Source organism: Spirochaeta dissipatitropha, assembly GCF_054657935.1.
In genome coordinates, this window is sequence record NZ_BAAHXT010000001.1 from 385,966 (window position 1) to 407,487 (window position 21,522).

Here is a 21,522-nt window from a genome sequence, read left to right on the forward strand (position 1 = left end):
GAGAAAAATGAAAAGAGCATTATTGGTTCTTGGTCTACTTACCGTCGCTTCATTGCTGTTTGCCGGAGGACAGCAGGAGGGGCAGGTAGAACGAGTTGGCGGGTTTAACCGCTCCGAGACAGTATTCGTTACCGGTGGTATGTGGGCAATCCCGACATCCTTCAATCCTATAACATGGAGTGTTCCAGCAGGTCTTAGAGGATTCGTATATGAATCGTTATTTTTCTATGACCCGCTGACGGATGAAATGACTCCGTGGATTGCTAAAAGCTACCACTGGGAAGGGGATACCCTGGTTCTCGAAATTCAGGAAACCGCCCGCTGGGCAAACGGTGATCCACTTACAGCAGAGGATGTTGCGTTTTCAATAGATTACGCAGCATGGAGTAATCCGTTCTATGGTCGTAACACACCAGAAGTTGAGGGAAACATCGTCCGGGTTCGATTTGACGAGCCCAGTTATCATGCGATGCAGGCGCAACTCTACACCTGGCCAATCATACCGAAATCGTATTGGTCTGAAGTACAGGGCGCGGCTGCAACTGATCATCAGGTTGATCCACTAGCAAAACTCGGTTCAGGCCCTTATGTAGTCGAATCGGTTCAGCAGGACCGTGTTGTGTATCTGCGTGACGATGACTGGTGGGGGAAGGAAGCTCTCGATATGAGTTTTCCGGCAAGGCGGGTTGTATATCTCAGGAGTATGGCGAATAACGTTGCACTCGGCCTGCTATCACAGGGTCGAGAACTCGATATGGCCAATAACTTTATTCCTGGTACGCCAATACTCAAGAGGTCGAATGCAAATATTCATACCTGGCACGAGAATGAGCCGTATATGCTTCCGGATAACGTAGTGTTTCTCATGCCGAACACTACAGTTGCACCTTTCGACAATGCTGATGTACGTCGTGCAATGGCACATGCAGTGAATGTCGAAGAGATTGTAGACGTCGCATTCGAGAACATGGCTGAAGCCACTCCGAATTCCCTTGGTCTGATCGATATCCCTGCATGGGCACCATACAACAATGAAGACATTGCCCGCGATTATGGCTTCAGCTACGATCCGGCAGAGGCGAATCGTATTCTGGATGCCGCCGGCTACACCGATCAGAATGGTGATGGATGGCGACAGCTTCCTGACGGAACTCCGATCCGCTACACCCTTGCTACTCCGTACGGCTGGACAGACTGGATGGGCGCGGCCCGGATTATCGTAGAAAATCTTTCAGATATAGGTTTGCGTGGAGATGTCTCCTTTCCGGATGAAGGCCGCTGGCAGTCTGATATGGTCAAAGGCCATTTTGAATTGATTCTTCAGAACTGGGGATCATATATCTCTCATTCACCATATACCATTTACCGATGGCTCTTTTCGAGTTTGACAGACATTGGTGCAGATGAATGGAGTGGTAATTTTGGTCGCTATGACAATGAAGAATTGCGGGATCTGGTCGAGGAATTTGCGATGACTCAGGTTGGCGATCATGCTGCCGGTAACGAGTTTATCCGGGAAATCCAGAAAATACACATGCAGGAAATGCCTGCTATCCCCTTATGGGTAAACGGCATGTGGTTTGCTGCCAACGACAGCACATGGACCAACTGGCCTGGGGAAAACACCACAAACAAGCATTATCCTTCCCTCTTCACCGACAAGCTTCAGGTCGGAGGGCTCAAGATGCTTTCAGAAATCGAACTTCGATAGAATTCGCAACCTGGGGGCTGGCTTCTGCCGGTCCCTTTCAGCATAAGGAGAAAAAAGTGAGACGCTATCTTCTGCGCAAACTGTTCGTGTATGGCCTTACATTTTTTGTGGCCATTACCTTGAACTGGATGCTCCCGAGGGTTATGCCAGGTGACCCGATCGTCAATCTGGTTTCGCAGCTTTCCCGCGGCAGTGATGTCCAGTCACAGGAAATCTATTTCAGGTTGAATGAGGCATTCGGTTTTGATAAGCCTCTTATCCAGCAATATTTTACGTATTTGTCGTCGCTTTTTCGCGGGGACCTCGGTGTAAGTATAATGCATTACCCAAAGGATGTGGCTGGCCTCCTGTTCCCGGCCTTACCGTACACCCTGATTCTGACGGTTCCTGCTCTGCTGCTGAGCTTCATAATTGGTAATAAGGTTGGTGCGGCGGCCGCCAGGAAAAAATTCCTGGACTCAGCAGTGCTTCCAGGTTGGTACGTTATTGTGTCAACTCCATATTTCTGGCTCGGTATCTTCCTGGCATGGGTATTTGCGGTCAACCTTGACTGGTTTCCTCTCGCCTTACCGTTCCGCGGTACCATTCTACCAGGATTTAACCTGCCATTCATTCTGAATTTCTTTCATCACTGGGCGCTGCCATTTCTATCCCTGTTTTTTGTTCAGCTTGGCGGCTGGGCAATCGGAATGCGCAATATGATCATCTACGAGCTCGAATCGGATTATTCACGATACCTTGAAACTCTTGGAGCTCCTGATTCTCTTATTCGACGTTATGCATTCAATAACGCAAAGCTTCCGCAGATAACCGGACTTGCGACGCAGATCGGTATGATTCTGGTAGGGAATATCACCCTTGAAGTTCTGTTTCAGTATCCCGGAATCGGAAAAATAATGGTTGAGTCTATCTTGCAGCAGGATTATTTCGTTGCCCAGGGGGCATTTCTTCTGCTCGTTGTAGCAGTTCTGATTGCCAATTTCCTGGTTGATGTTTCCTATGCATTTATTGATCCGCGTGTGCGACTTTCGGTTGCAGGAGATTAAATATGTCAACAGCAAAAACAACAGAAACTATAGATAATAAAAAACTGAAAAATGAGGAAAGCAAACAAAAACGTTTCGAGTTTTTTTATTACGCCAGGCAGAATACCAAGCTGAAAATCGGCATAGGTATTTTCCTGTTCTTTTTTATATGGGCTATTGTGGGTCCTATGCTGTTGAGTGGCGAATATGGTATCCGCTCACGAACACAGTATCGTTCAGCCCCGCCATCGGCTGAACATGTATTTGGAACCACAGCTGGCCGTGAAGATGTATATGTACAGTTTGTATATGCCCTGCGATCGGCGTTTTTGATCGGGTTCCTCGGTGGGGGGCTGGCTACACTGATTGGACTCACAATAGGGTTCGTGGCGGGATATAAAGGCGGCTGGATCGATGAAATTCTGATGATGCTGACCAATATTCTACTGGTGATACCTGTTATTGCGTTATTCCTTATTATTGCGGCTTATCTCAATTTTCGTGGGGTGCTGCTTCAGTCGATTATTCTAGGATTGATTCAATGGCCATGGATTGCCCGTTCCGTTCGATCTCAGACATTGACCCTGAAACAGCGCGGTTATGTGAGTCTGTCTAAAATCAGCTGCACACCAACATGGAGGATTATCGTAGAGGATATTGCAGCGAACATGGGATCCTATGTTGTCATGATTTACATTATTTTGTTCGGGGCAAGTATTTTATACTCATCTGCTCTTGATTTTATCGGGCTCGGGCCAACCCAGGGAATTTCTCTGGGGGTAATGATGCAGGAAGGAATGCAGCAGAGTGCGTTGATGTATGGGCACTGGTGGTGGTTTTTCCCTCCCGGTTTGACGATTATGGCAATCGTCAGCTCCATGTATTTCATGAATTCCGGACTGGATGAAGTTTTCAACCCGAAGTTGAGGGAGCTCTGATATGGCACTTGAAGTACAAAACCTGAAAATATATTACAACACAATTCATGGACAGGTGCAGGCCCTGGATGATGTCAGTTTTCGTGTTAATGATGGAGAAATCCTGGGAATTGCTGGTGAATCGGGATGCGGAAAAACAACCCTGAGCATGTCCCTGGTTCGATTCAGACGACCAATGAGCTGGGAAGGCGGGCATGTAAGCCTCGATGGTCAGCCTCTGCTGATTAATGATGACCGAAGCATGAAGAAAAAGCGCTTCAATGATCTGTCAATTATTCCACAGTATGCATTGAATGCACTGAATCCCATTCTACGCATTGAGAATATAGTACGTGATCTTGCCGCAATGCGGAATCTGGATAGTTCGAAACTGTTGAATGAATGCCGGAATCGGCTGGATATAGTACGCCTTCCAGCCGGTGTAATGAAGAAATATCCGATAGAGTTATCTGGTGGTATGATGCAGCGTGTAGTCATGGTGATCTCGACTTTGCTTGATCCTTCATTGCTGCTGTGTGACGAGATTACTTCTGCTCTGGATGTGACCACCCAGAAGCTTGTCTCCGAGCTGATTGTAGAATTCCGTGATCAGAAACTGGTGAACTCTGTTACTTTCGTAACACATGATGTTCCCGTGCTTTATCAGATTGCTGATAGGATTATGATCCTGTATGCCGGTCAGCTTGCAGAAATCGGCAATGCAGAGGAAATCATTCATAGGGGACGTCACCCATACACTCAAGCACTGGTCGGTGCGATGCCTGAGGCTGGTGTCAGATATGACGAGAAAAAACTATATAGTATTCCGGGCAGGCCGCCGGCCTTGCTGAATCCTCCACAGGGCTGCCGCTTCAGGGAACGCTGTCCACTGGCCAGCGAAAAATGCCTGACCGTTCCTCCTCCAACAGACCTTGGAAACGGTCATATTGTACATTGCTGGGAGGTGGGTAATGCTTAACATAGCCGAATTAACCAAGGTATATAAATCAGCTGGTTCCGGGGCCTGTCGTGCGGTAGATAAAGTGAGCTTTACCGTTGAGCCGGGAGAAGTAGTTTCCTTGATTGGGGAAAGTGGTTCAGGAAAAACAACCATCGGAAAGATGGTTCTCAAACTGAGTCCATCTACTGAAGGTAAAATAGAGTTTCTGGGGAAGAATATCGAAGGTATCAACTCCAGGGCGGATCTAAAGGAATATTACCGTGACGTTCAGGGGGTATTCCAGGATCCATTCTCCACTTTTAATCCAATTTTTAAAGCCGACAGAGTGTTCCGGTTGGTAAAGGATCAATTTTTTCCCGGTCTCGGAATGCGCGAATGGCAGAGGAAAATCAATGACGTGTTGACCTCTGTTGGTCTGAATCCTTCAGATGTACTGGGGAAGTTCTCTTACCAGCTTTCTGGAGGGCAATTGCAGCGTGTGTTGATTGCGAGAGCCCTCCTGCTGGATGTCAAGCTGCTGGTGGCAGATGAAATCATAAGCATGCTGGACGCCTCGACCCGAATCGATGTGCTCAATCTGCTGGGCATGCTGGCTGAGTCACGTGGTTTATCTGTGTTGTTTATTACTCATGACCTTTCCCTGGGCTACTACATCAGTCAGAAGACGGTAATTCTTTACAAGGGATTCATGGTTGAATCAGGCGATACGCGCAAGGTATATGCGAATCCTGTCCATCCCTATACCAGAAAACTTCTGGCTGCTGTCCCTCGTCTTGATCAGAAATGGGTGGATCATGAGGCCCCCTCTGGCATCAATGTTCCCGTTCGACTGTTTGATCCGGACAGTAGTGCGGGTCATGTAAAACAGTATGAAGCAGAGCCGCAGCATTGGGTTGCGGTGGAGCAGGAATAGCGTCTTCCTCCATATTCTGTTGGTCAGCCAGCAGCCTGCGAACTGCTGGCTGACCTTTTCTCTCCGGGATGATTGACCCATGTCCTGCGATATTTCATACTGGACGTGTGGAGGCCGATGTGGAAGTAGAAGTAACAAAGGAAAATTTCGAAGCCGAAGTTCTCGCTTCATCTGTTCCGGTACTGGTTGATTTCTGGGCTGACTGGTGTATGCCATGTAAAATGCTTGGTCCCGTTCTCGAGGAGCTGGCGAAGGAATATTCCGGGCGGCTGAAAATCGCCAAAATTGACGTTGACAGTCAAAGCAGTCTGGCGTCGGAATATGAGGTAGTAAGTATTCCTACACTTCTTCTGTTCAAGGATGGCGGGGAAGTGGAGCGGCATGTCGGTGCGGCTCCCAAGACTACGCTTATCGAAATAGTCACCCCATACCTCTCATAATCAGGGTTCATATACCTCATCTGAGTTTCTGGATCCGATAGTAGCACCTCTGGTTGGAACAATGTACCACAACTCCCTGCTTCCCGGGACGCGGCTGTCGTGGTTCGGCTTTTTTCGGTTCACCGAACGTGTCCCGGTGGATCCTTCAGGGGATACGCAGTCCTCCGGACGGATTTGTGGTCCTTCATAGGTCCATGTACCATATCCAGCTATCTGATCTGCCCATCTGAGCATTTTCGAGGTACCGAATCCCCTGTATTGCTGGTCGGAATCGCTGTCTCTGTTGCTGTAGATAAAACTGTCTACAGGTATATTTCCACCGTCAAATAATGTAAGTACGGCATTATTCGAAGGAAGGCCTGTTTCCTGTGGCAGCCACAGGTCCCGTGCTTCAGGATGCGCCTGTCTACCTCCGGATTCCGAGAGGTCCTCACCTAATTCGTCGCGTTCCTCTGGAATTCCTTCCGGTCTGACATGAAGAACTATATATTCACCATCTTCAACCCGGATACCCGGAAAAAAATATACCGCATCATGCAGATCTGGAGTCCCGAGATACCAGGCCATTCCACCGAGATTCCCTCCTTCAAGGACAAGGAATTCAATGCAGTCGGGATTATTCCCTGATCCTCTCATAATAATCTCGTTGAATATCATGGTGACTGGCTCAGGATTGTATCCGCTTACTATTCTGACTGCCTGTGTGCTGTGACCCCTGTCATTCTCTATGACAATGATCATTTTGTAGCGTCGTCCTGTCTCTGCATCTTCCCCCAGCTCAAACCAGGCAGTTTTTCCGTCAACACCGGAGTCCAGAATTTCTATAGCTGGGTCAATTCGCATTGATGCACTGCTTAAATGACTGTCACACTGGATCTCTATCCGTCTGGAATTGCTCATTTCTACAGAGAGAACAGCCGGGGGATGTAATCCCTGGTTCAGGAAGAGCAGTGCATCTGCGGTTGTCTCGACACAGGAATTGAAGAGCAGAATTAATGCTCCTCCTGCTATAATCCGAAATACGACCCCGGGGAATTGTTTTTGCTTTTTCATACTAATCTATACAGCACCTGAATGTAGCAAACATTGAACAGTGCTTGGAAATAATGCATTTTATGTGCTATTTTTCTGGCATATGTGCGGAATAGTTGGTTATTGTGGGCCGAAAGTGGCCTCGGATGTGATTTTGGATGGCTTGAAACGCCTCGAATACCGTGGCTATGACTCAGCCGGCTTGTGTACGGGTTCGGATGGTGTTTTAAATATAATAAAAACAAAGGGTAAGATTGCTGATCTCAGGGCTGTTGTACCTGATAATATGCCCGGTACCTGGGGTATAGGCCACACCCGATGGGCAACTCATGGTGAAGTAAACGATGTGAATGCTCATCCTCACGCCGATACTGACAACAAAATTGCAGTTGTACATAATGGAATTGTTGAAAACTATGCCCCGCTGCGTGCCCGTCTCCAGGAACAGGGTATCGTATTTCGCAGTGAGACCGACTCCGAGGTTATTTCCCACCTCGTTTCTTCCTTTTATGACGGCGATCTGGAAGCAGCTGTAAAAAGAGCTTTGTCATTGCTTCAGGGCACCTATGGAATTCTCGTCATGCACAGCGATCAACCAGGGCTGATTGTAGGTGCGCGGAATGGCTCTCCCCTTGTGCTCGGGATTGGTGATAATGAGCTGTTTCTTGCTTCAGATGTTACCGCAATTGTCGGGTATACCCGTCAGGTTGTATACCTGGATGACGGTGAAGTTGTTGTTGTTCATCCCGAAGGATTCAGGACAACAGACCTGCGTAATAAAACACTGTCAAAGACTGTTGATACCGTTAACTGGGATCTTGATGAGATCGAGAAGGGTAACTTTCCTCATTACATGATTAAAGAGATTTTCGAACAGCCGGAATCTATTTTCCGGGCTATGCAGGGACGCATTGAGCATGATAACGCCACCGCACACCTTGGAGGACTCAACCTCGACCGCCATGAGCTGGTGAATATCGAGCGGATCAGAATCGTTGCATCCGGTACCAGTTATTTTGCTGGCCTGGTTGCCAGCTACCTGCTGGAACAGGTGGCGAGGATTCCATGCAGTGCGGAACTTTCCTCAGAGCTGCGTTACCGGAATCCGGTGGTGGAACGGAATACCCTGTACTTTGTAGTCTCACAATCAGGAGAGACAGCAGATACGCTCTTTGCAATGCGGGAACTGCAGCGGAAAGGAGCCAAGGTACTTGGTATCTGTAATGTAGTCGGATCCACTATACCACGGGAATCAGACGGTGGTGTGTATATTCATTCCGGTCCGGAAATTGCAGTTGCCTCTACCAAAGCCTTTACCAGTCAGCTCAGTGTCTTTTATCTGTTTGCACTTTTTCTGGCCAGAATGCGGCATATGTCCTTTCATGAAGGAAAAAACATGATACAGGCTATGGAATCGGTACCGGATAAAATCAGGGAAATACTGAAGAAAGCCGAGGAACTGAAACTACTGGCGGAAAAATACAGCTGGGCTCGCAGCTTTCTGTATCTCGGTCGCGGAGTCAATTATCCGGTGGCAATGGAAGGGGCCCTCAAATTGAAGGAGGTTTCCTATATTCACGCCGAGGGCTGCAGTGCTGCTGAAATCAAGCATGGTCCGATTGCCCTCATTACCGAGGAGCTTCCATCTGTATTTATTGTCCCGGCGGATTCATTGCGTGAGAAAGTGATGTCGAATATGAAGGAAGTCAAGGCCAGAAAAGGCCCGGTTATCGCAATTGCCTGTGAGGGTGACAATGAGGTGGCCGAAATAGCTGACGACGTGTTTTTCATTCCCCAGGCAAATCCGCTTGTCTATCCTTTTCTTGTAATGATACCACTGCAACTGCTTTCATATTATATGGCAGTAACCCTCGGACATGATGTGGATCAGCCGAGAAACCTTGCCAAGAGTGTTACGGTAGAATAGTCTGAAGAGATATGATAAAGCATGGTCCGCTGTCTGCCTTGTGTCTGCTGCTCATACTGCTCGTCCCGGTGATCGGGACAGCAGGTGAATCTACTCCCAGTCCCGGGCCGCCATATGTCCTTGAGAGAGGCCTGGTTGCCGACCGCGGACTGCCCCTGTCTTCCCTTGATCTCAGTGATTATCTGTGGGGCATGTATCGTGGAGCGGCAGGTGAAAGCATATATGTCTATTTTGCCGATCCGGTCGCCGTGCAGCGCATTATTGATCGTCAGGGCAGCTGGGAAGTATTCAACTGTAGCTCGGGAAGCTACCGCAGGGCTGTCCGATTCGGTGTAGATTATCTGGTTCTTGTTACAGATATGGCTGTCATAGCCGGATTCCCCCTGCAAACCGACAATCATTGTGAGTTTCTTCAGCTGCTGGCTTCCGGCATGCGGATGCTCGAATCGAATCCTGAATATATGTTTGATCCTTTCCCGGCCCGTTTGCCTTTTAATCAGCAGTAATCCGGTGATCCGCAGTAATCCGGCAAAAAGCTCAGCATCTTCCTCTGAATTCCGATAATAATGTCATGACGGCTAAAAGAATATTTCTGTTTTTTTCTCTGTTGATTGTTCTGCTCATTGCAGCCGGAGCAACGCCTCTGCTTTCAATGGAACTTCGCCCTCAGGATATCCGCCTTGAGGACAGTCCCGATGGAGGCTTCTATCTGTATATCCGTGCGATAGAAGGAGTTCAATCAATACTGGTAGTGGAATCTACAGAAGACCCTGATCGTGAAGCTGCCAGCTATGCCCTCAGGGATCCGGGGAATCATCCGGCAAATGCAGGTGAAATTCGACTGCTGGATGGGGAGGTTCTTGAGGAAACACGGGGTCAAAGTCTGGTCAGCAGCACGCTTCGTGAGGACCCTGAATTTGGTCAGGCTTTCAGGATTTTTATTCCTTATGTAACCGTCTATGGCTATCCATGGGGGCGGCAGGGCGAGCTTGAGCTTCGTGACGGTAGCTATATTAACCTGCGTACCTTCGAGCTTCCCTATGCTGATTATACAGGAGCTTTTCAGGATAATCCATTTGTGCTTCGTTTTATACAGCAGTCACTGGAAGAGCAGACAACAGCCCCACTGGAAGATGGACCATTTATTCCCCAGGCAGTAGAGAGCTTTCGGGAAATTGCTGAGGAGTCAGGAACCGAACTGCGAGCTGTTGAGCTACCGGAGGATCTCGTTCCAGCGATAGAAGCGGTTCTGGAGAATTCGACTGGGGTATCTCTGCAGCTGGTAATTGTTCTGGATACAACACAGAGCATGTTCCCCTACATGCCTGAACTTCAGGGAAATCTGGTCTCTATGCTGGAAAAGAAAATGGATGGTGAACAGAGCCGGGAAATAGGGGTTGTCTTCTTCCGTGATTATATGGAGGAATACCTCACCAGGATATTCCCGTTCACAAAGAATATGTCGGACATTCAGAATTATGTTAATCGAGCCGTTGCCAGAGGGGGACGGGACATTCCTGAGGCCGTCTATGAAGGCCTCTATGCCGGGCTGAGCAATTATGCCTGGACAGCCGAGGACCGCCTTATTGTGCTGATTGGCGATGCCCCGCCGCATCCGCGGCCTCGAGGGCGTGTGGATGCGGAAATGGTGTTTACCAAGGCAGCGGAACTGGGTGTCACTATACAGCCCATCCTTGTCGCTCCGTACTGAGGCAAAGACTGACTTTTATTCGGGTTGCAGTTCTTCTACGAAATCACGGCTGAGAACAAACGGCCATTCAGGAACCCGTCCGCGCAGCTCATCTTCTTTAGTCAGAAGATCCCGAAACAGTTCAAGAGCTTTATCCGTATTGCCCTGTTTCCGATTGATGTTTGCAACCCAGTATTCCGCTACAACCCTGTTTGCATAATCAGAGGGATAGCGCTCTATAAAGGTTTCGTAGTACGCCAGTGATCCAAGCAGGTTGTTGCGCTCGAATTCTTCCTGTCCCAGCTGAAAATATTCCATAGGAGTCAGGTCTTCCGGAATGTCAGAAGGTACCGTCTGGCAGCCCAGCAGGAGAAAAGCAGCTGCGGACAGCAGTAAAAAAACTGTTTGTTTCATGATGTGAGTATATCACATGGACTGTTCTTGTTCAAAAGGGCTTTGTCCTGTATTTTGAATAGTATGAACAATAGATTCCGCTGTGCATCTGTAATTGTCCTGTTCGCTCTTATACTCCCGGCAAGTGCTGCTGCTCATCCGCATATTTTCATTGAGGCCACCGCCAGGGTTGAGTTTTCTGCCAGGGGACCGGAAGCTGTGCACGTCCGCTGGGCTTTCGATCAGTTTTTCAGCCGGATGATAGCCCTGGATTTTGCAGGGAGCGGAACCGGTCCATTTAATGCAGAACAGGTAGAGTCTATTCGCAAGGGTGCATTCATCAATCTGGAACATTATAATTACTTCATTCATATTCTCGCAGACGGCCAGGAAATACCGATTAGCCAGGTAAAGGATTTTCATGCCGAGCTTGATGGCCGGACCCTGGTTTACAGATTTACAATACCGCTTGCTCAGCCTGGAGGTCCGGATGCTGCCGTTTTCGCCAGTACCAGGGAGCTGGTCATTGGACTGTATGATGACAGCTTCTACTCAGCCTTTGACTACCCGCAATCGCCAATCAGCTTTTCAGGGGATTTGCCGGTAGGACTGGATTACAGCCTTGAGGAGAGACCGGATCGCCGCTATTATTTCAATCTGATTACACCGGAAATGTTTCACATTCGCTGGAATTGATGATATAACTTGTCCATGCATAGTGCCTCAATACAATCCTATCTGGATGAGCTGCGTCAGCGTGGAAAATGGCCTCGCGGATTTCAGGGATACACCAGTACAATAACCTTTGTCCCGAGTGAACGGCCTGGACTTGAACCCTACCGTATGAACCTTGCCCTGGTACAGGCCGACAAGGCTGTTACATCATTCGCAGGGGTATTTACACGTAATCAGTTTCCTGGTGCGCCTGTGATCGTGGGCAGAGAGATGCTCAAACAACAATCAGTAGCTGGTGTACTCATCAATAACCGTATTTCGAATGTATGTTCACCCACAGGTTTGAGCGACATACGCAGTCTGCAGGAAAGCCTGTCCGGGCTTACAGGATTCCCGGCCCGTGACTATTTCTGTGTTTCTACGGGGATTATTGGATGGAGTCTGCCTCTTTCCGAAATGCAGCAGGCCTTGCCGGGCATGCTTGAGAACCCGGCAGACCCGCTGGAGGTAGCCCAGGCGATCATGACCACCGACACCTATCCCAAACTCCGATCCGTACATAGTGAGGAAGGCAGTATTCTCGGTATTGTGAAGGGCGCTGGAATGATTGAGCCCAATATGGCAACCATGCTGGTCTTTCTCTTTACCGATCTACAGGTAAGCCGGGAGGATGTACAGTCAGCCATGAGTTCGGCCGCCGAACTCAGTTTCAACCGGATCTCGGTTGATTCAGACCAGAGTACTTCGGACATGGCCCTGCTCTTCAGTTCCGGCATGGGCGGGAAGATTAATGCCGAACGATTCACAGGCATGCTGACTGAACTCTGTTCTGAGCTGGCGCAGGATATTGTGCGTAACGGGGAAGGGGTCAGTCATGTTATACAGGTAGAGGTCAGAGGCGCGCGCAGTGCAGAGGAAGCCAGAGGCTGCGGCAAGGCCATCGTGAACTCACCATTGGTCAAGACTGCTGTGTACGGGAATGATCCGAATGTCGGCCGTATTGTCGCTGCACTCGGAGATTACTGTGGTAATAATTCCATAGAGATTGATCCTCGGAAGGTGAAAATTGAGGTTGAGGGTCTGACTGTGTTTACGGATGGGGCTTTCCGTCTGTCTCTGTCAGTCGAAAAGCAGCTGGCGGACAGGCTGGCGCATGCCGCAATGAATCCAAGGCTTACCGGCTTTCCACAAAACGACGACTGCGTTAGGATAGTGATTGATCTTGGCATGGGTGCAGCGAGTGACACCGTCTACGGTGCAGATCTGTCCCATGAATACGTAACTGAAAATGCAGATTACCGAACCTGAGTGCCGGCAGCGGTACTCAGGAAAAACTAATAAGGATTCCGGGGGTAAATGTGGCAAATGAAACTGTTCAGGAAAATGTACAAATAGATGCCCAGATCAACCGTGCTGGCGAGTTGCTCAAGCGATGCAAGGATGAGATCGGCCGGCAGATAATCGGTCAGCACTCAATGATAGATGGCTTGCTTATGGGAATAATCGGCGGCGGTCATGTGCTGCTGGAGGGGGTTCCCGGTCTGGCGAAGACTCTCACGGTCCGAACATTTGCTGATGTAGTGGATGCCGGCTTCAAACGTATTCAGTTTACGCCGGATCTTCTGCCGGCTGACCTCGTAGGTACAATGGTATACCGGCAGCAGACCGGAGAGTTTCTGCCTCGAAAAGGACCGGTCTTCACAAATGTTGTTCTGGCAGACGAAATAAACCGGGCTCCGGCCAAGGTGCAGTCTGCGCTGCTTGAATCAATGCAGGAAGGACAGGTGACGATCGGAGACAATACATATCCTCTGCCGGATCCTTTCTTTGTGCTTGCTACACAGAATCCGATTGAGCATGAGGGAACCTATCCGCTTCCCGAGGCACAGCTGGACCGATTTCTGCTCAAGCTTTCGGTAGAGTATCCCTCATTTGAAGAAGAAATGGGCATACTCTCACTGGTTGGCAAAGAAACACCGGTTGAGGTGAAGCGGGTATTGTTCAAGCAGGACATCAAGCGCCTGCGGGATCTTGCTAACAGTATATCTGTTGATGAACGCATACAGGAATACATGGTAACTATCGTCAGGAAAACCCGCGAAACCCGCAGGACTGTACATGGTATGGCCCGGTACATAGAGTTTGGATCATCTCCACGCGGAGCCCTGGCACTGCTTAAGTGCAGCAGAATTCACGCTCTCATGAACGGCCGTTCATTTGTTGTACCAGAGGATGTTAAATCAGTGGCACACAGTGTGCTCAGGCATCGTCTGGTGCTTTCATACGAGGCAGAATCCGAAGAATTGCATGTAGATGAAGTAATCAGCAATCTGTTGTCTGCTGTACCGGTTCCCTGACGCATATGGATGATCGAGGACTCCAGAAAATACACTCACAGATTAAACGACTCCAACTGTACTCCGAGCGTCTGGTAGAGGATCTGCTTTCCGGGAACTACCGCTCGGTATTCAAGGGGCTTGGTATCGAGTTTGATGAAGTCCGTGATTATGTCTATGGAGATGATGCGCGCTTGATAGACTGGAATGTTACCGGACGCCTCGGAGCCCCGTTTACCAAGACCTTCCGTGAGGAGCGTGAACTGACATTGTTTCTGATCGTGGATCTGTCAGCTTCACTGCTTTCCGGTGAGGAATCCCGTGAGATTCGCCATCTGCAGTCCATGCTGACAGCCCTGCTGACCTTTGCTGCAGCCAAGAACAACGATCAGCTCGGAGCTATTTTCTTCTCTGATGGACTCGAAGCATTTGTCAGGCCAGCGAAGGGAAAGAAGCATGCCCTGCGTCTGCTGCAGGATGGCTTGAGGCTGGAGCCTTCGGGGAAGGGGACTAATCTGTCGCTTGCCCTCAAGACCGCTGCTGAAACACTGCCTCATCGCGGTATCTGTGTGATTTTATCTGACTTCAAGACTGATGGATACTGGAGAGATCTGGCCTTACTGAGTCATAAACATGATGTGATAGCCTGCAGACTGATAGATGAACACAGCGATGGTGAAATTCCCAGGGGACTCATGTACCTTGTTGATCAGGAGACTGGGGTTACCCAGCCAGTTTCCGGCAGCATTCGGTCTTCGCGTCGCGTGCATAGAGAATACTGGCAGTCTCATTGGCATATGTGGCGTTCGAACTGCAGACGGCGGGGCGTATCACTGCTTGAGGTTCGAACTTCAGATGATCCGGCAGCAAAACTGATGCAGTTTTTCCGCCGCAGGAGGCGTGCCTGATGAAACCCCGGTATACGAGACTCCCTGTTGTTTTTTTTCTGATTTTGATTGTGAATCCACTCTGGTCCCTTGAGGTTGTCGAATCAGCATTTTCCCCTCCCCAGTTTTTTATTGGTGACCGGGTTGAGTATCTGCTGGTGGTCAGAAGCGAGTATGCAGATCAGCTCCGTGCTCCCGATAATCTGCCGGAAAGTCAGTTAATCGAATTCTATTCCGTGGATGTCAGGCCGCATGAAGGTCGTAATACTGCAGAAATCCGTCTCAGTTTTTCTGCTTATGTACCCGGGACCATCAGCCTTCCTGCCATTCATCTGGGCGCAGAGTCGTTGCGAGGCAGGGAGATACTGGTTCGTTCATTGCAGCCGCAATATGGGTCAGAACTTCAGGAGACACGGGCTCAGCTTCCGGTTCCCGGTACAAGCCTGGCATTATGGCTGATTTCTGCATTCGTTGTCTTTGTGCCGGCAGTGTGGCTTCTTTTTATGCATTTCGGACCAGGCTGGTATGCAGGTCTGTATCATCGATTTACCGTCAAGAGGCCATACAGGAGACTGCGAAAAAGCCTGATCAAGCTGTCCAGAAACCTGAAGCTTATGAACCCGCGTGAGTTCTACATTGAACTGCATACCGTACTTCGCAATTACTTCAGCGGTAAAACCGGAATGGATTGTATTGCCGCGACTACATTCGAAATAGAACGAATACTCGGGCGGATTTCGGATGATAGTGAATCTACCAGAAAGCTGATGGAAGTATTTCATTATGGAGATAAAGTGAAATTCGCCGGACAAGCAGCAGACATTGAGATCAGACGCGAGCATCTGCTTTCGGTAATCGAATCAACCGCCGTAATCGAACAGAAGGAACCGGAAATACCCGGACAGGTGAAGCGACATGTTAATTCTTGAGGCTCCATTATTCCTGCTGCTCCTCCTGCTGATACCGAGCGGAATCTATCTGCGCCATATGTACCCTGGACGCGGTGGACGGATTCCCTATGCCCTCAGAATCTGGGGAGGTGTTGCACCCAGAACCCCGCTGCGGCTCAGGTTTATACTGTTTATATCGCATGCTTTTTTCTGGACCGGTATTGCAATTCTGATAATCGGACTTGCCGGACCCGGTCTGGCAGACCGGCGCCGCGTGTATCTGAACCGAGGCATAGATATTATGCTGGTTGTCGATGTCAGCCCGAGTATGGCGATACAGGACTTCGGTGCAGTGAACCGCCTGGAGAGCACGCGTGATCTGCTGAAGCGCTTTGTGGCTGCCAGAGAGAACGATTCAATCGGCATTGCAGCATTCGGACGCGATGCAGCTCTCAGATTGACCCCAACAGTCGATCATGATTCAGTTCTGGAGACAATTGATTCACTTCAGATCCTTGATCATGGTGACGGCACTGCTATCGGACTGGGTCTATCTGTTGCTGCATTACACCTTCAGCACAGCAGTGCTGAACATCAGGTGATCATAATGCTGACTGATGGAGCAAATAATGCCGGTGAGGTCAGCCCTCAGCAAGCGGCCAGCGTGATCAGGAACTCCGGTATTTCCCTGTATGTTATTGGTATCGGTAACCCCGATCCTGCTCCGATTGAATTTGTGTACCCTGAAACCGGTACCAGATTCCGCGGTATACTGGCTGACGCCTATGATATCGACCTGCTGAATGAGCTCGCGGAAATTGCAGATGGCCGTGTATATACTGCAGGAAGTCAAGGGCTGCTGAATTCGGTGCTTGACGAAATAAACAACCTCGAAGTAGTTGAGCGAAGAACCCGGGTGTCTGTTGAAATGGAAAGCCTGTACCTTATGATTCTCTATATAGCCCTGTTCTGCCTGATCTGTGACTTCATTATTCGAAAGCTGCTTCTGCGGGAGGTTTTATGACGCTGCAACATCCGCAGAATCTGTGGTATCTTCTCATACTTCTGCCGGTAGCCGCCATACAGATCAGGGGGTATTTCCAGAGCAGGAAAAGTATAGCTCAGCTTATGGGTGGAACTGTACCCGAGCGGATGGCTACGGTCTATTACGTCAAATGGTTTTTTTCCAGCCTGTTTTTCCTGGCGGGCCTGTTTCTTCTTCTTTTTTCCCTGACAGGAGTCAGCTGGGGAGAGCGTCCGATTGAGGATACCCGTACCGGTCTCGATGTTGTTTTCCTGGTTGATGTTTCAACAAGTATGCAGGCAAGAGATATAAGCCCATCCCGGCAGCAGCGTGGTATAGAATTAATGAGGGGCCTGATCACCGCTGTTCCTGATGCGCGTTATGCCGTCTATGGATTCAAAGGCGAATCCTCCTTGTTCATTCCTCTGACCGAAAACCGTTATGCTTTTGATTCTCTTGAGCACATTCTGCATCCCGATAGCATTACTGCACCATGGACTCACATAGATAGAGCCTTGTCGGAACTTTTACCTGTTTTCAGTCAAGGTTCGTCCAGACATCAGGTGCTTGTTTTGCTGTCAGACGGTGAGAACCACGGTCGGTCGGTTCTTCCGCCAGCACGGGAATATGCCGAACGCGGAATCCCTGTACTTGCCTTGACTCTGGGGACCACAGAGGGATCCACAATTCCGGGTGATTCGGCTGGTACGCCCCTCCGGGATAATCGGGATCAGGTTGTAATTACCAGGGCTAATCCCGGTCTTATGCAGGATATTGCATCTGTCACTGGAGGCAGGCATATATTTGCTGACGAGCCGGGAGCAATCGGGAATATGATAGAGTTTCTTGAAGACAAGGCCGATGGCAGCAGTGGCTTCAGGCTGGCAGCGGTTCCTAAATACCGATCATTGCTGGCATTTGCACTGTTCTTTTTCCTGGCCGGAGAACTGGTGCGGGTAATACGATGGAAGGGGATTCTGTAGCATGAAAACAGGAATTCTGGCATATTACAAAAAACATGCGGCATTTGGCCTTGTATCTATTCTGCTGCTGACTGGCTGCAGTTTTACTGAGCCTCATCTTTCGGTATTTCAGGGCAATTATGCTGTTGGACGCGGGGATTTTCATGCCGCCACGGTATCCTATCTGGATGCCCTGCAGTATGGTGAGTTTCTGGATATTATTCATTATAATCTTGGCAATGTATATTACGCACTGGGCGAGTCGGTTGCTGCCCTGGATGCCTGGGAGCAGGCTCTCGGAAGTGACAGCACGCTGGTCCAGTATAGTGTCTTCTTTAATCGTGGAGTGCTGATGTACGAGACCGGAAGGTATCAGGAAAGCTACACGGCATTCCGTGACGCTGTTCGGCTTCAGCCAGGATCGGTGGCCGCAAAACTGAATCTGGAATTGTCCTACGAACGGATGATCAATGCTGCAGCGCTCAGAAGCCCTGCAGAGACAAGCGAGGACAACAATCTTCCCTCACTTCAGGCTGGGGATCGACGTGTACTTGAATTTGTACGGAGAAGAGAGGAGCAGGCATGGGAAAGGAACAATTTTTCTGCAGAAGCAGTTACCGACTGGTGAAGCAGGCTTTTTTCACCGTAATTTTTGCTCTTTCTCTTGTAATTGTTGTTTCTGCACAGCAGCAGACACCGGTACAGGTGTCTTCCCAGAGGATTGTAGAAGGAGAAATTTTCCAGATCACAATGGCTGTTCCCCAGATTTCTCCGGATCAGGTTCTGATTGAAAACCTGCGGATGCCCTCCGGGCTGCAGCTTATCGAATCTTATGCAGAATACAGTAACAGCAATTCAAATGATTCCCGTGTAGTAGTTCGGCTTCGGGCATTGCGCAGCGGTTTCTTTGAGCTCCCGGCTCTGAGAGTTTCAGCCTCGGGACGCGAATTGTCTTCCGGGGCCATCCTTATACAGGTTCACCCGTCCAGGGGTTCAGCTGCCCCGATGGAAGCATTCTGGGAAATAAACACCCAATCGCCTGTGGCCGGGCAGAGTATAGTCGTCAGCCTGCGTCTGCGCTCGGATGATCCTCGGGCATTCCCGGGCTCTATTGTTTTTCCTGTCCCGGATTGGGGAGATTTCCGTGAACTTGGAAGTACAGGGGGAATCCGCAGCACCGAGTACAGTACCGGGACTCTCCATACCGTACCGGTGCAGTCATTTCTTGCAACACCAATGTCTGCCGGTGAGTATGTTATTCCTGCGGCTCAGCTGGAGGTAAATGGTAGTACCGTGCGTGCAGAGAGTCTGACTTTCGAGGTTGCACAGGCACCTCAAGCGGTGCAGTCGAGTCTCGCAATCGGAGAATACCTTTTTTCCATTCATTATTCCTCTTTAGAGGTACTGCAGGGGGAAATTTTCGAGCTGACTCTTCGCCTGGAGGGTTCAGGCAATATTCCATACGTACAGTTTCCCGAACCGGAAATTGAAAACCTGCTGCAAATCGGAACCGAGGATCGCGAACGCGTCGCCCCGGATTCCTCGGGGTTCACTGGAGCGAGAACAAGGGTTTTCCGTTACAATACCAGGGACTCCGGCCGCTTTATGCTGAGGGTTCCTGCTTTCAGTTGGTATGATCCAGTTGAGAACAGACTTCGATCTGCAGCTGCCCAGACGCGAGAGATATTGGTAAGGTCGGTACCGCTGGGAGAAACCGAGGTTGAAGACGGCAGATCCTTTGCCATTTTATCATCAGAAGCTGTGTCACTGCTTCAGCCCGGCAGCAGCACAGAGCGCAGAAGCATGTTGTTCTGGCTTCTGCCTGCTTTGTTTGGACTTGCTGCAAGATATCTGCTCAGTCATAGATCAGGCAGGATTATCTTTATTGTTCTGATTGCAGGCTTATCCTTTCCCGGTATTCAGACCTTTGATGCGATGCTAGATTTCCCGGAGACTGAAGCGCTTGTACATAGCGGCGAGTTTGGCCTGGCTTATGAACAGTATCAGCTTGATCTTGCTGCACATCCCGGGATTCCCGGTCTCTGGTATAATGCCGGCATTGCTGCATATAGAGCAGGAAGTCCGGTGGAAGCGGTCTATGCATTCAGGAAGTCTATTCTTCTGCGGCCGCAGGAGACAATGTTCCATGATGCCCTGCGATGGGTAGAGCAGGATCAGAATCTGGATAATCAAGCCTCCCTGCCGTCACCGCTGGCAGGCGGAAGCCTTATGGTTGTTACCCTTTTCTCTCTGCTTCTTATGTCCGGTCTGTGGTTGTTTTATAAGGTGCGGAAGCTTGGAGGAATTGCGGTGCTTTTTCTCTTCTTTGCCATCTGTGCAATCGGCTTCAGCATAGCTGATTTTCAGCTCTTCCAGCGCTACTCGTACCGCAGTGCGCTTGTGATCGGTGATGAACCGGCGGGATTATTCAGGATACCTGTTCCGAGCGGGCAGTCATGGATGAAGCTGCCTCCGGGGACTGCTGTACATCTGCTTGGTCAGTCCGAGGACTTCTTTCTGGTTGAAACCGGTCCCGGACTCCGGGGATGGATCGAGGAATCTGTACTTCGAGAGTTGTAACTTTTTATCACCTGAACTGTATTATTATACAAAGCACATTACATCGGGAGGGATGCATATGTCCATTGACTTCGGTAAAATTCTTGATGACTGGGAAAATGAATACGGCGGAACAGCTCTTATGGAGAAACCTGAAACTGTTGAAGAAAATCAGACTCACCGGATCGGTGCCAGAAGGCTTCCGGTTGAAGATAGTCTTGATCTGCATGGGATGACTGTAGAACAGGCAGAGATTGCAGTTGACGGATTCCTGTTCAGTGCACGCGAGAGAGGTCTGCGCAAGGTTCTGATCATTCACGGCAAGGGCACACACTCTGATAGTGATGGCACCTTGCGCCGTGAGATCCGCTCATTTCTTGAGAAACATACAATTGCTGGTGAGATGGGGATCCCCAAATCCTCTGAAGGTGGAACAGGAGCGATTTGGGTAATGATTCGTCAGCGTTCCCTGTAGATAATTCTGCCTCTGGTTAAATCATATGGGGAGAGTGCAACTTTTACCTTGTCTCCGGGTACAATTCGAATGTAGTGCTTCCTCATTTTTCCGGAAAGATGTGTAAGAATAACGTGACCGTTCTTTAATTCGACCCTGAACATGGTGTTCGGAAGTGATTCTTTTACTATTCCGTCTACTTCAATGGCTTCTTCTTTCGCCACATGGCCTCCTAAAATTGAATAGAGTGATGATCTACCTTAAATAATGCAGAGGTCAGTGTCAAGATGTTGACATTTTATCTGCTTTTCGTCATGGTTGCAAAATCATTTTTGGTCGGGGTGTACTGTATGGACAAAGAATTTACAGCACGAATGCATGACAAACTCGTTCAGATGAAAGGTGAGATCCTTGATAATCTCGCTTCTGAAAATAAGGATTTCGATGATATCATCCGATCCGGCGAGGGCAAGGACATTGCAGATATAGCAAGTACTGATATAGATAAGCGAATGCTGAGTACTTTAGGCAGTCAGGAAGTGAAGCGTCTCCGCTTGATTGAAGCCGCCTTGTCGCGTATCAAGAATAATCATTACGGTATTTGTCTTGGAACCGGTAAACCGATACCCAAGGAACGCCTTGAAGCTATACCTTATGCTTTATACTGCATTGAATATCAGAACGAAATAGAGAGAAGAACACGATAGAGTACAGCTCTTTGTAAAT

Annotated in this window: 23 protein-coding genes; 20 read left to right on the forward strand and 3 right to left on the reverse strand. The window is 49.2% G+C overall.

The annotated features are described in order from the left end of the window. Window positions 1–7: 7 nt before the first annotated feature. The 6 genes from ACYQ2L_RS01585 (at window position 8) to trxA (ending at window position 5,967) form a co-directional block, all read left to right on the forward strand. Complete coding sequence (locus tag ACYQ2L_RS01585) at window positions 8–1,711, forward strand: ABC transporter substrate-binding protein (protein WP_460050330.1); 1,704 nt, start codon at window positions 8–10, stop codon at window positions 1,709–1,711. Window positions 1,712–1,767: 56 nt separating this feature from the next. Continuing rightward, a complete protein-coding gene (locus ACYQ2L_RS01590; RefSeq protein ID WP_460050332.1) occupies window positions 1,768–2,757 on the forward strand; it encodes an ABC transporter permease in 990 nt (329 codons plus the stop codon). 2 nt (window positions 2,758–2,759) lie between these two features. Beyond that, complete coding sequence (locus tag ACYQ2L_RS01595) at window positions 2,760–3,674, forward strand: ABC transporter permease (protein ID WP_460050334.1); 915 nt, start codon at window positions 2,760–2,762, stop codon at window positions 3,672–3,674. A 1-nt stretch (window position 3,675) separates the two neighbouring features. Continuing rightward, window positions 3,676–4,632: an ABC transporter ATP-binding protein gene (locus ACYQ2L_RS01600; RefSeq protein ID WP_460050336.1), complete on the forward strand. Its 957-nt coding sequence runs from the start codon at window positions 3,676–3,678 to the stop codon at window positions 4,630–4,632. Further along, window positions 4,625–5,527 (forward strand): ABC transporter ATP-binding protein, encoded by a 903-nt coding sequence (locus ACYQ2L_RS01605; RefSeq protein ID WP_460050338.1) that lies wholly within the window; start codon window positions 4,625–4,627, stop codon window positions 5,525–5,527. The genes ACYQ2L_RS01600 and ACYQ2L_RS01605 overlap by 8 nt, the downstream gene beginning before the upstream one ends. Before the next feature lie 119 nt (window positions 5,528–5,646). Continuing rightward, entirely contained in the window at window positions 5,647–5,967 is a 321-nt protein-coding gene (trxA, locus tag ACYQ2L_RS01610; RefSeq protein ID WP_460050340.1) for a thioredoxin, read from the forward strand. On the opposite strand, the gene ACYQ2L_RS01615 is transcribed toward trxA, so the two are convergent. Further along, complete coding sequence (locus ACYQ2L_RS01615) at window positions 5,968–7,020, reverse strand: lipoprotein TP_1001-related protein (protein ID WP_460050342.1); 1,053 nt, start codon at window positions 7,018–7,020, stop codon at window positions 5,968–5,970. It abuts the gene before it with no gap. Between the two features lie 82 nt (window positions 7,021–7,102). On the opposite strand from ACYQ2L_RS01615, the gene glmS reads away from it, so the two are divergent. From glmS to ACYQ2L_RS01630, 3 genes are all read left to right on the forward strand, one after another. Next, window positions 7,103–8,926: a glutamine--fructose-6-phosphate transaminase (isomerizing) gene (gene glmS, locus ACYQ2L_RS01620; protein WP_460050344.1), complete on the forward strand. Its 1,824-nt coding sequence runs from the start codon at window positions 7,103–7,105 to the stop codon at window positions 8,924–8,926. Between the two features lie 11 nt (window positions 8,927–8,937). Beyond that, window positions 8,938–9,432, forward strand: coding sequence for a hypothetical protein (locus tag ACYQ2L_RS01625; protein WP_460050347.1), 495 nt, complete (start codon window positions 8,938–8,940; stop codon window positions 9,430–9,432). A 65-nt stretch (window positions 9,433–9,497) separates the two neighbouring features. Then, window positions 9,498–10,637, forward strand: coding sequence for a vWA domain-containing protein (locus tag ACYQ2L_RS01630; RefSeq protein WP_460050349.1), 1,140 nt, complete (start codon window positions 9,498–9,500; stop codon window positions 10,635–10,637). Between the two features lie 15 nt (window positions 10,638–10,652). Here ACYQ2L_RS01630 and ACYQ2L_RS01635 read toward each other — a convergent pair whose 3' ends face one another. After that, the gene (locus tag ACYQ2L_RS01635; RefSeq protein WP_460050351.1) at window positions 10,653–11,030 is read right to left on the reverse strand and encodes a tetratricopeptide repeat protein; all 378 of its coding nucleotides are present in this window, start codon (window positions 11,028–11,030) and stop codon (window positions 10,653–10,655) included. 63 nt (window positions 11,031–11,093) lie between these two features. Here ACYQ2L_RS01635 and ACYQ2L_RS01640 point away from each other — a divergent pair, with 63 nt between their 5' ends. From ACYQ2L_RS01640 to ACYQ2L_RS01685, 10 genes are read left to right on the forward strand one after another with little or no spacing between them, the layout of a single operon-like run. Further along, window positions 11,094–11,705, forward strand: coding sequence for a DUF1007 family protein (locus tag ACYQ2L_RS01640; RefSeq protein WP_460050353.1), 612 nt, complete (start codon window positions 11,094–11,096; stop codon window positions 11,703–11,705). A gap of 15 nt (window positions 11,706–11,720) precedes the next feature. Then, complete coding sequence (gene argJ / locus ACYQ2L_RS01645; RefSeq protein ID WP_460050355.1) at window positions 11,721–12,992, forward strand: bifunctional glutamate N-acetyltransferase/amino-acid acetyltransferase ArgJ; 1,272 nt, start codon at window positions 11,721–11,723, stop codon at window positions 12,990–12,992. A gap of 50 nt (window positions 12,993–13,042) precedes the next feature. Further along, window positions 13,043–14,041 carry an AAA family ATPase gene (locus ACYQ2L_RS01650; RefSeq protein WP_460050357.1) on the forward strand — a complete coding sequence of 333 codons (999 nt, stop codon included), beginning with the start codon at window positions 13,043–13,045 and terminating at the stop codon, window positions 14,039–14,041. A gap of 5 nt (window positions 14,042–14,046) precedes the next feature. Continuing rightward, the gene (locus ACYQ2L_RS01655; protein WP_460050359.1) at window positions 14,047–14,928 is read left to right on the forward strand and encodes a DUF58 domain-containing protein; all 882 of its coding nucleotides are present in this window, start codon (window positions 14,047–14,049) and stop codon (window positions 14,926–14,928) included. Next, a complete protein-coding gene (locus ACYQ2L_RS01660) occupies window positions 14,928–15,836 on the forward strand; it encodes a hypothetical protein (RefSeq protein ID WP_460050361.1) in 909 nt (302 codons plus the stop codon). The genes ACYQ2L_RS01655 and ACYQ2L_RS01660 overlap by 1 nt, the downstream gene beginning before the upstream one ends. Continuing rightward, complete coding sequence (locus tag ACYQ2L_RS01665) at window positions 15,823–16,821, forward strand: VWA domain-containing protein (RefSeq protein WP_460050363.1); 999 nt, start codon at window positions 15,823–15,825, stop codon at window positions 16,819–16,821. Before ACYQ2L_RS01660 ends, ACYQ2L_RS01665 begins: the two co-directional genes overlap by 14 nt. Then, window positions 16,818–17,804 (forward strand): vWA domain-containing protein, encoded by a 987-nt coding sequence (locus tag ACYQ2L_RS01670; protein WP_460050365.1) that lies wholly within the window; start codon window positions 16,818–16,820, stop codon window positions 17,802–17,804. Before ACYQ2L_RS01665 ends, ACYQ2L_RS01670 begins: the two co-directional genes overlap by 4 nt. Window position 17,805: 1 nt before the next feature. Next, entirely contained in the window at window positions 17,806–18,411 is a 606-nt protein-coding gene (locus ACYQ2L_RS01675) for a tetratricopeptide repeat protein (protein ID WP_460050367.1), read from the forward strand. Continuing rightward, the gene (locus ACYQ2L_RS01680) at window positions 18,366–20,363 is read left to right on the forward strand and encodes a hypothetical protein (protein WP_460050369.1); all 1,998 of its coding nucleotides are present in this window, start codon (window positions 18,366–18,368) and stop codon (window positions 20,361–20,363) included. The genes ACYQ2L_RS01675 and ACYQ2L_RS01680 overlap by 46 nt, the downstream gene beginning before the upstream one ends. 58 nt (window positions 20,364–20,421) lie before the next feature. Then, on the forward strand, window positions 20,422–20,817 hold the full coding sequence (locus tag ACYQ2L_RS01685; RefSeq protein ID WP_460050371.1) for a Smr/MutS family protein: 396 nt from the start codon (window positions 20,422–20,424) through the stop codon (window positions 20,815–20,817). Here the strand turns inward: ACYQ2L_RS01685 and infA are convergent. Then, a complete protein-coding gene (infA, locus tag ACYQ2L_RS01690; RefSeq protein WP_460050373.1) occupies window positions 20,802–21,020 on the reverse strand; it encodes a translation initiation factor IF-1 in 219 nt (72 codons plus the stop codon). The genes ACYQ2L_RS01685 and infA overlap by 16 nt on opposite strands. A gap of 126 nt (window positions 21,021–21,146) precedes the next feature. On the opposite strand from infA, the gene ACYQ2L_RS01695 reads away from it, so the two are divergent. Next, window positions 21,147–21,503 (forward strand): TraR/DksA family transcriptional regulator, encoded by a 357-nt coding sequence (locus tag ACYQ2L_RS01695; protein WP_460050375.1) that lies wholly within the window; start codon window positions 21,147–21,149, stop codon window positions 21,501–21,503. Window positions 21,504–21,522: the final 19 nt, after the last annotated feature.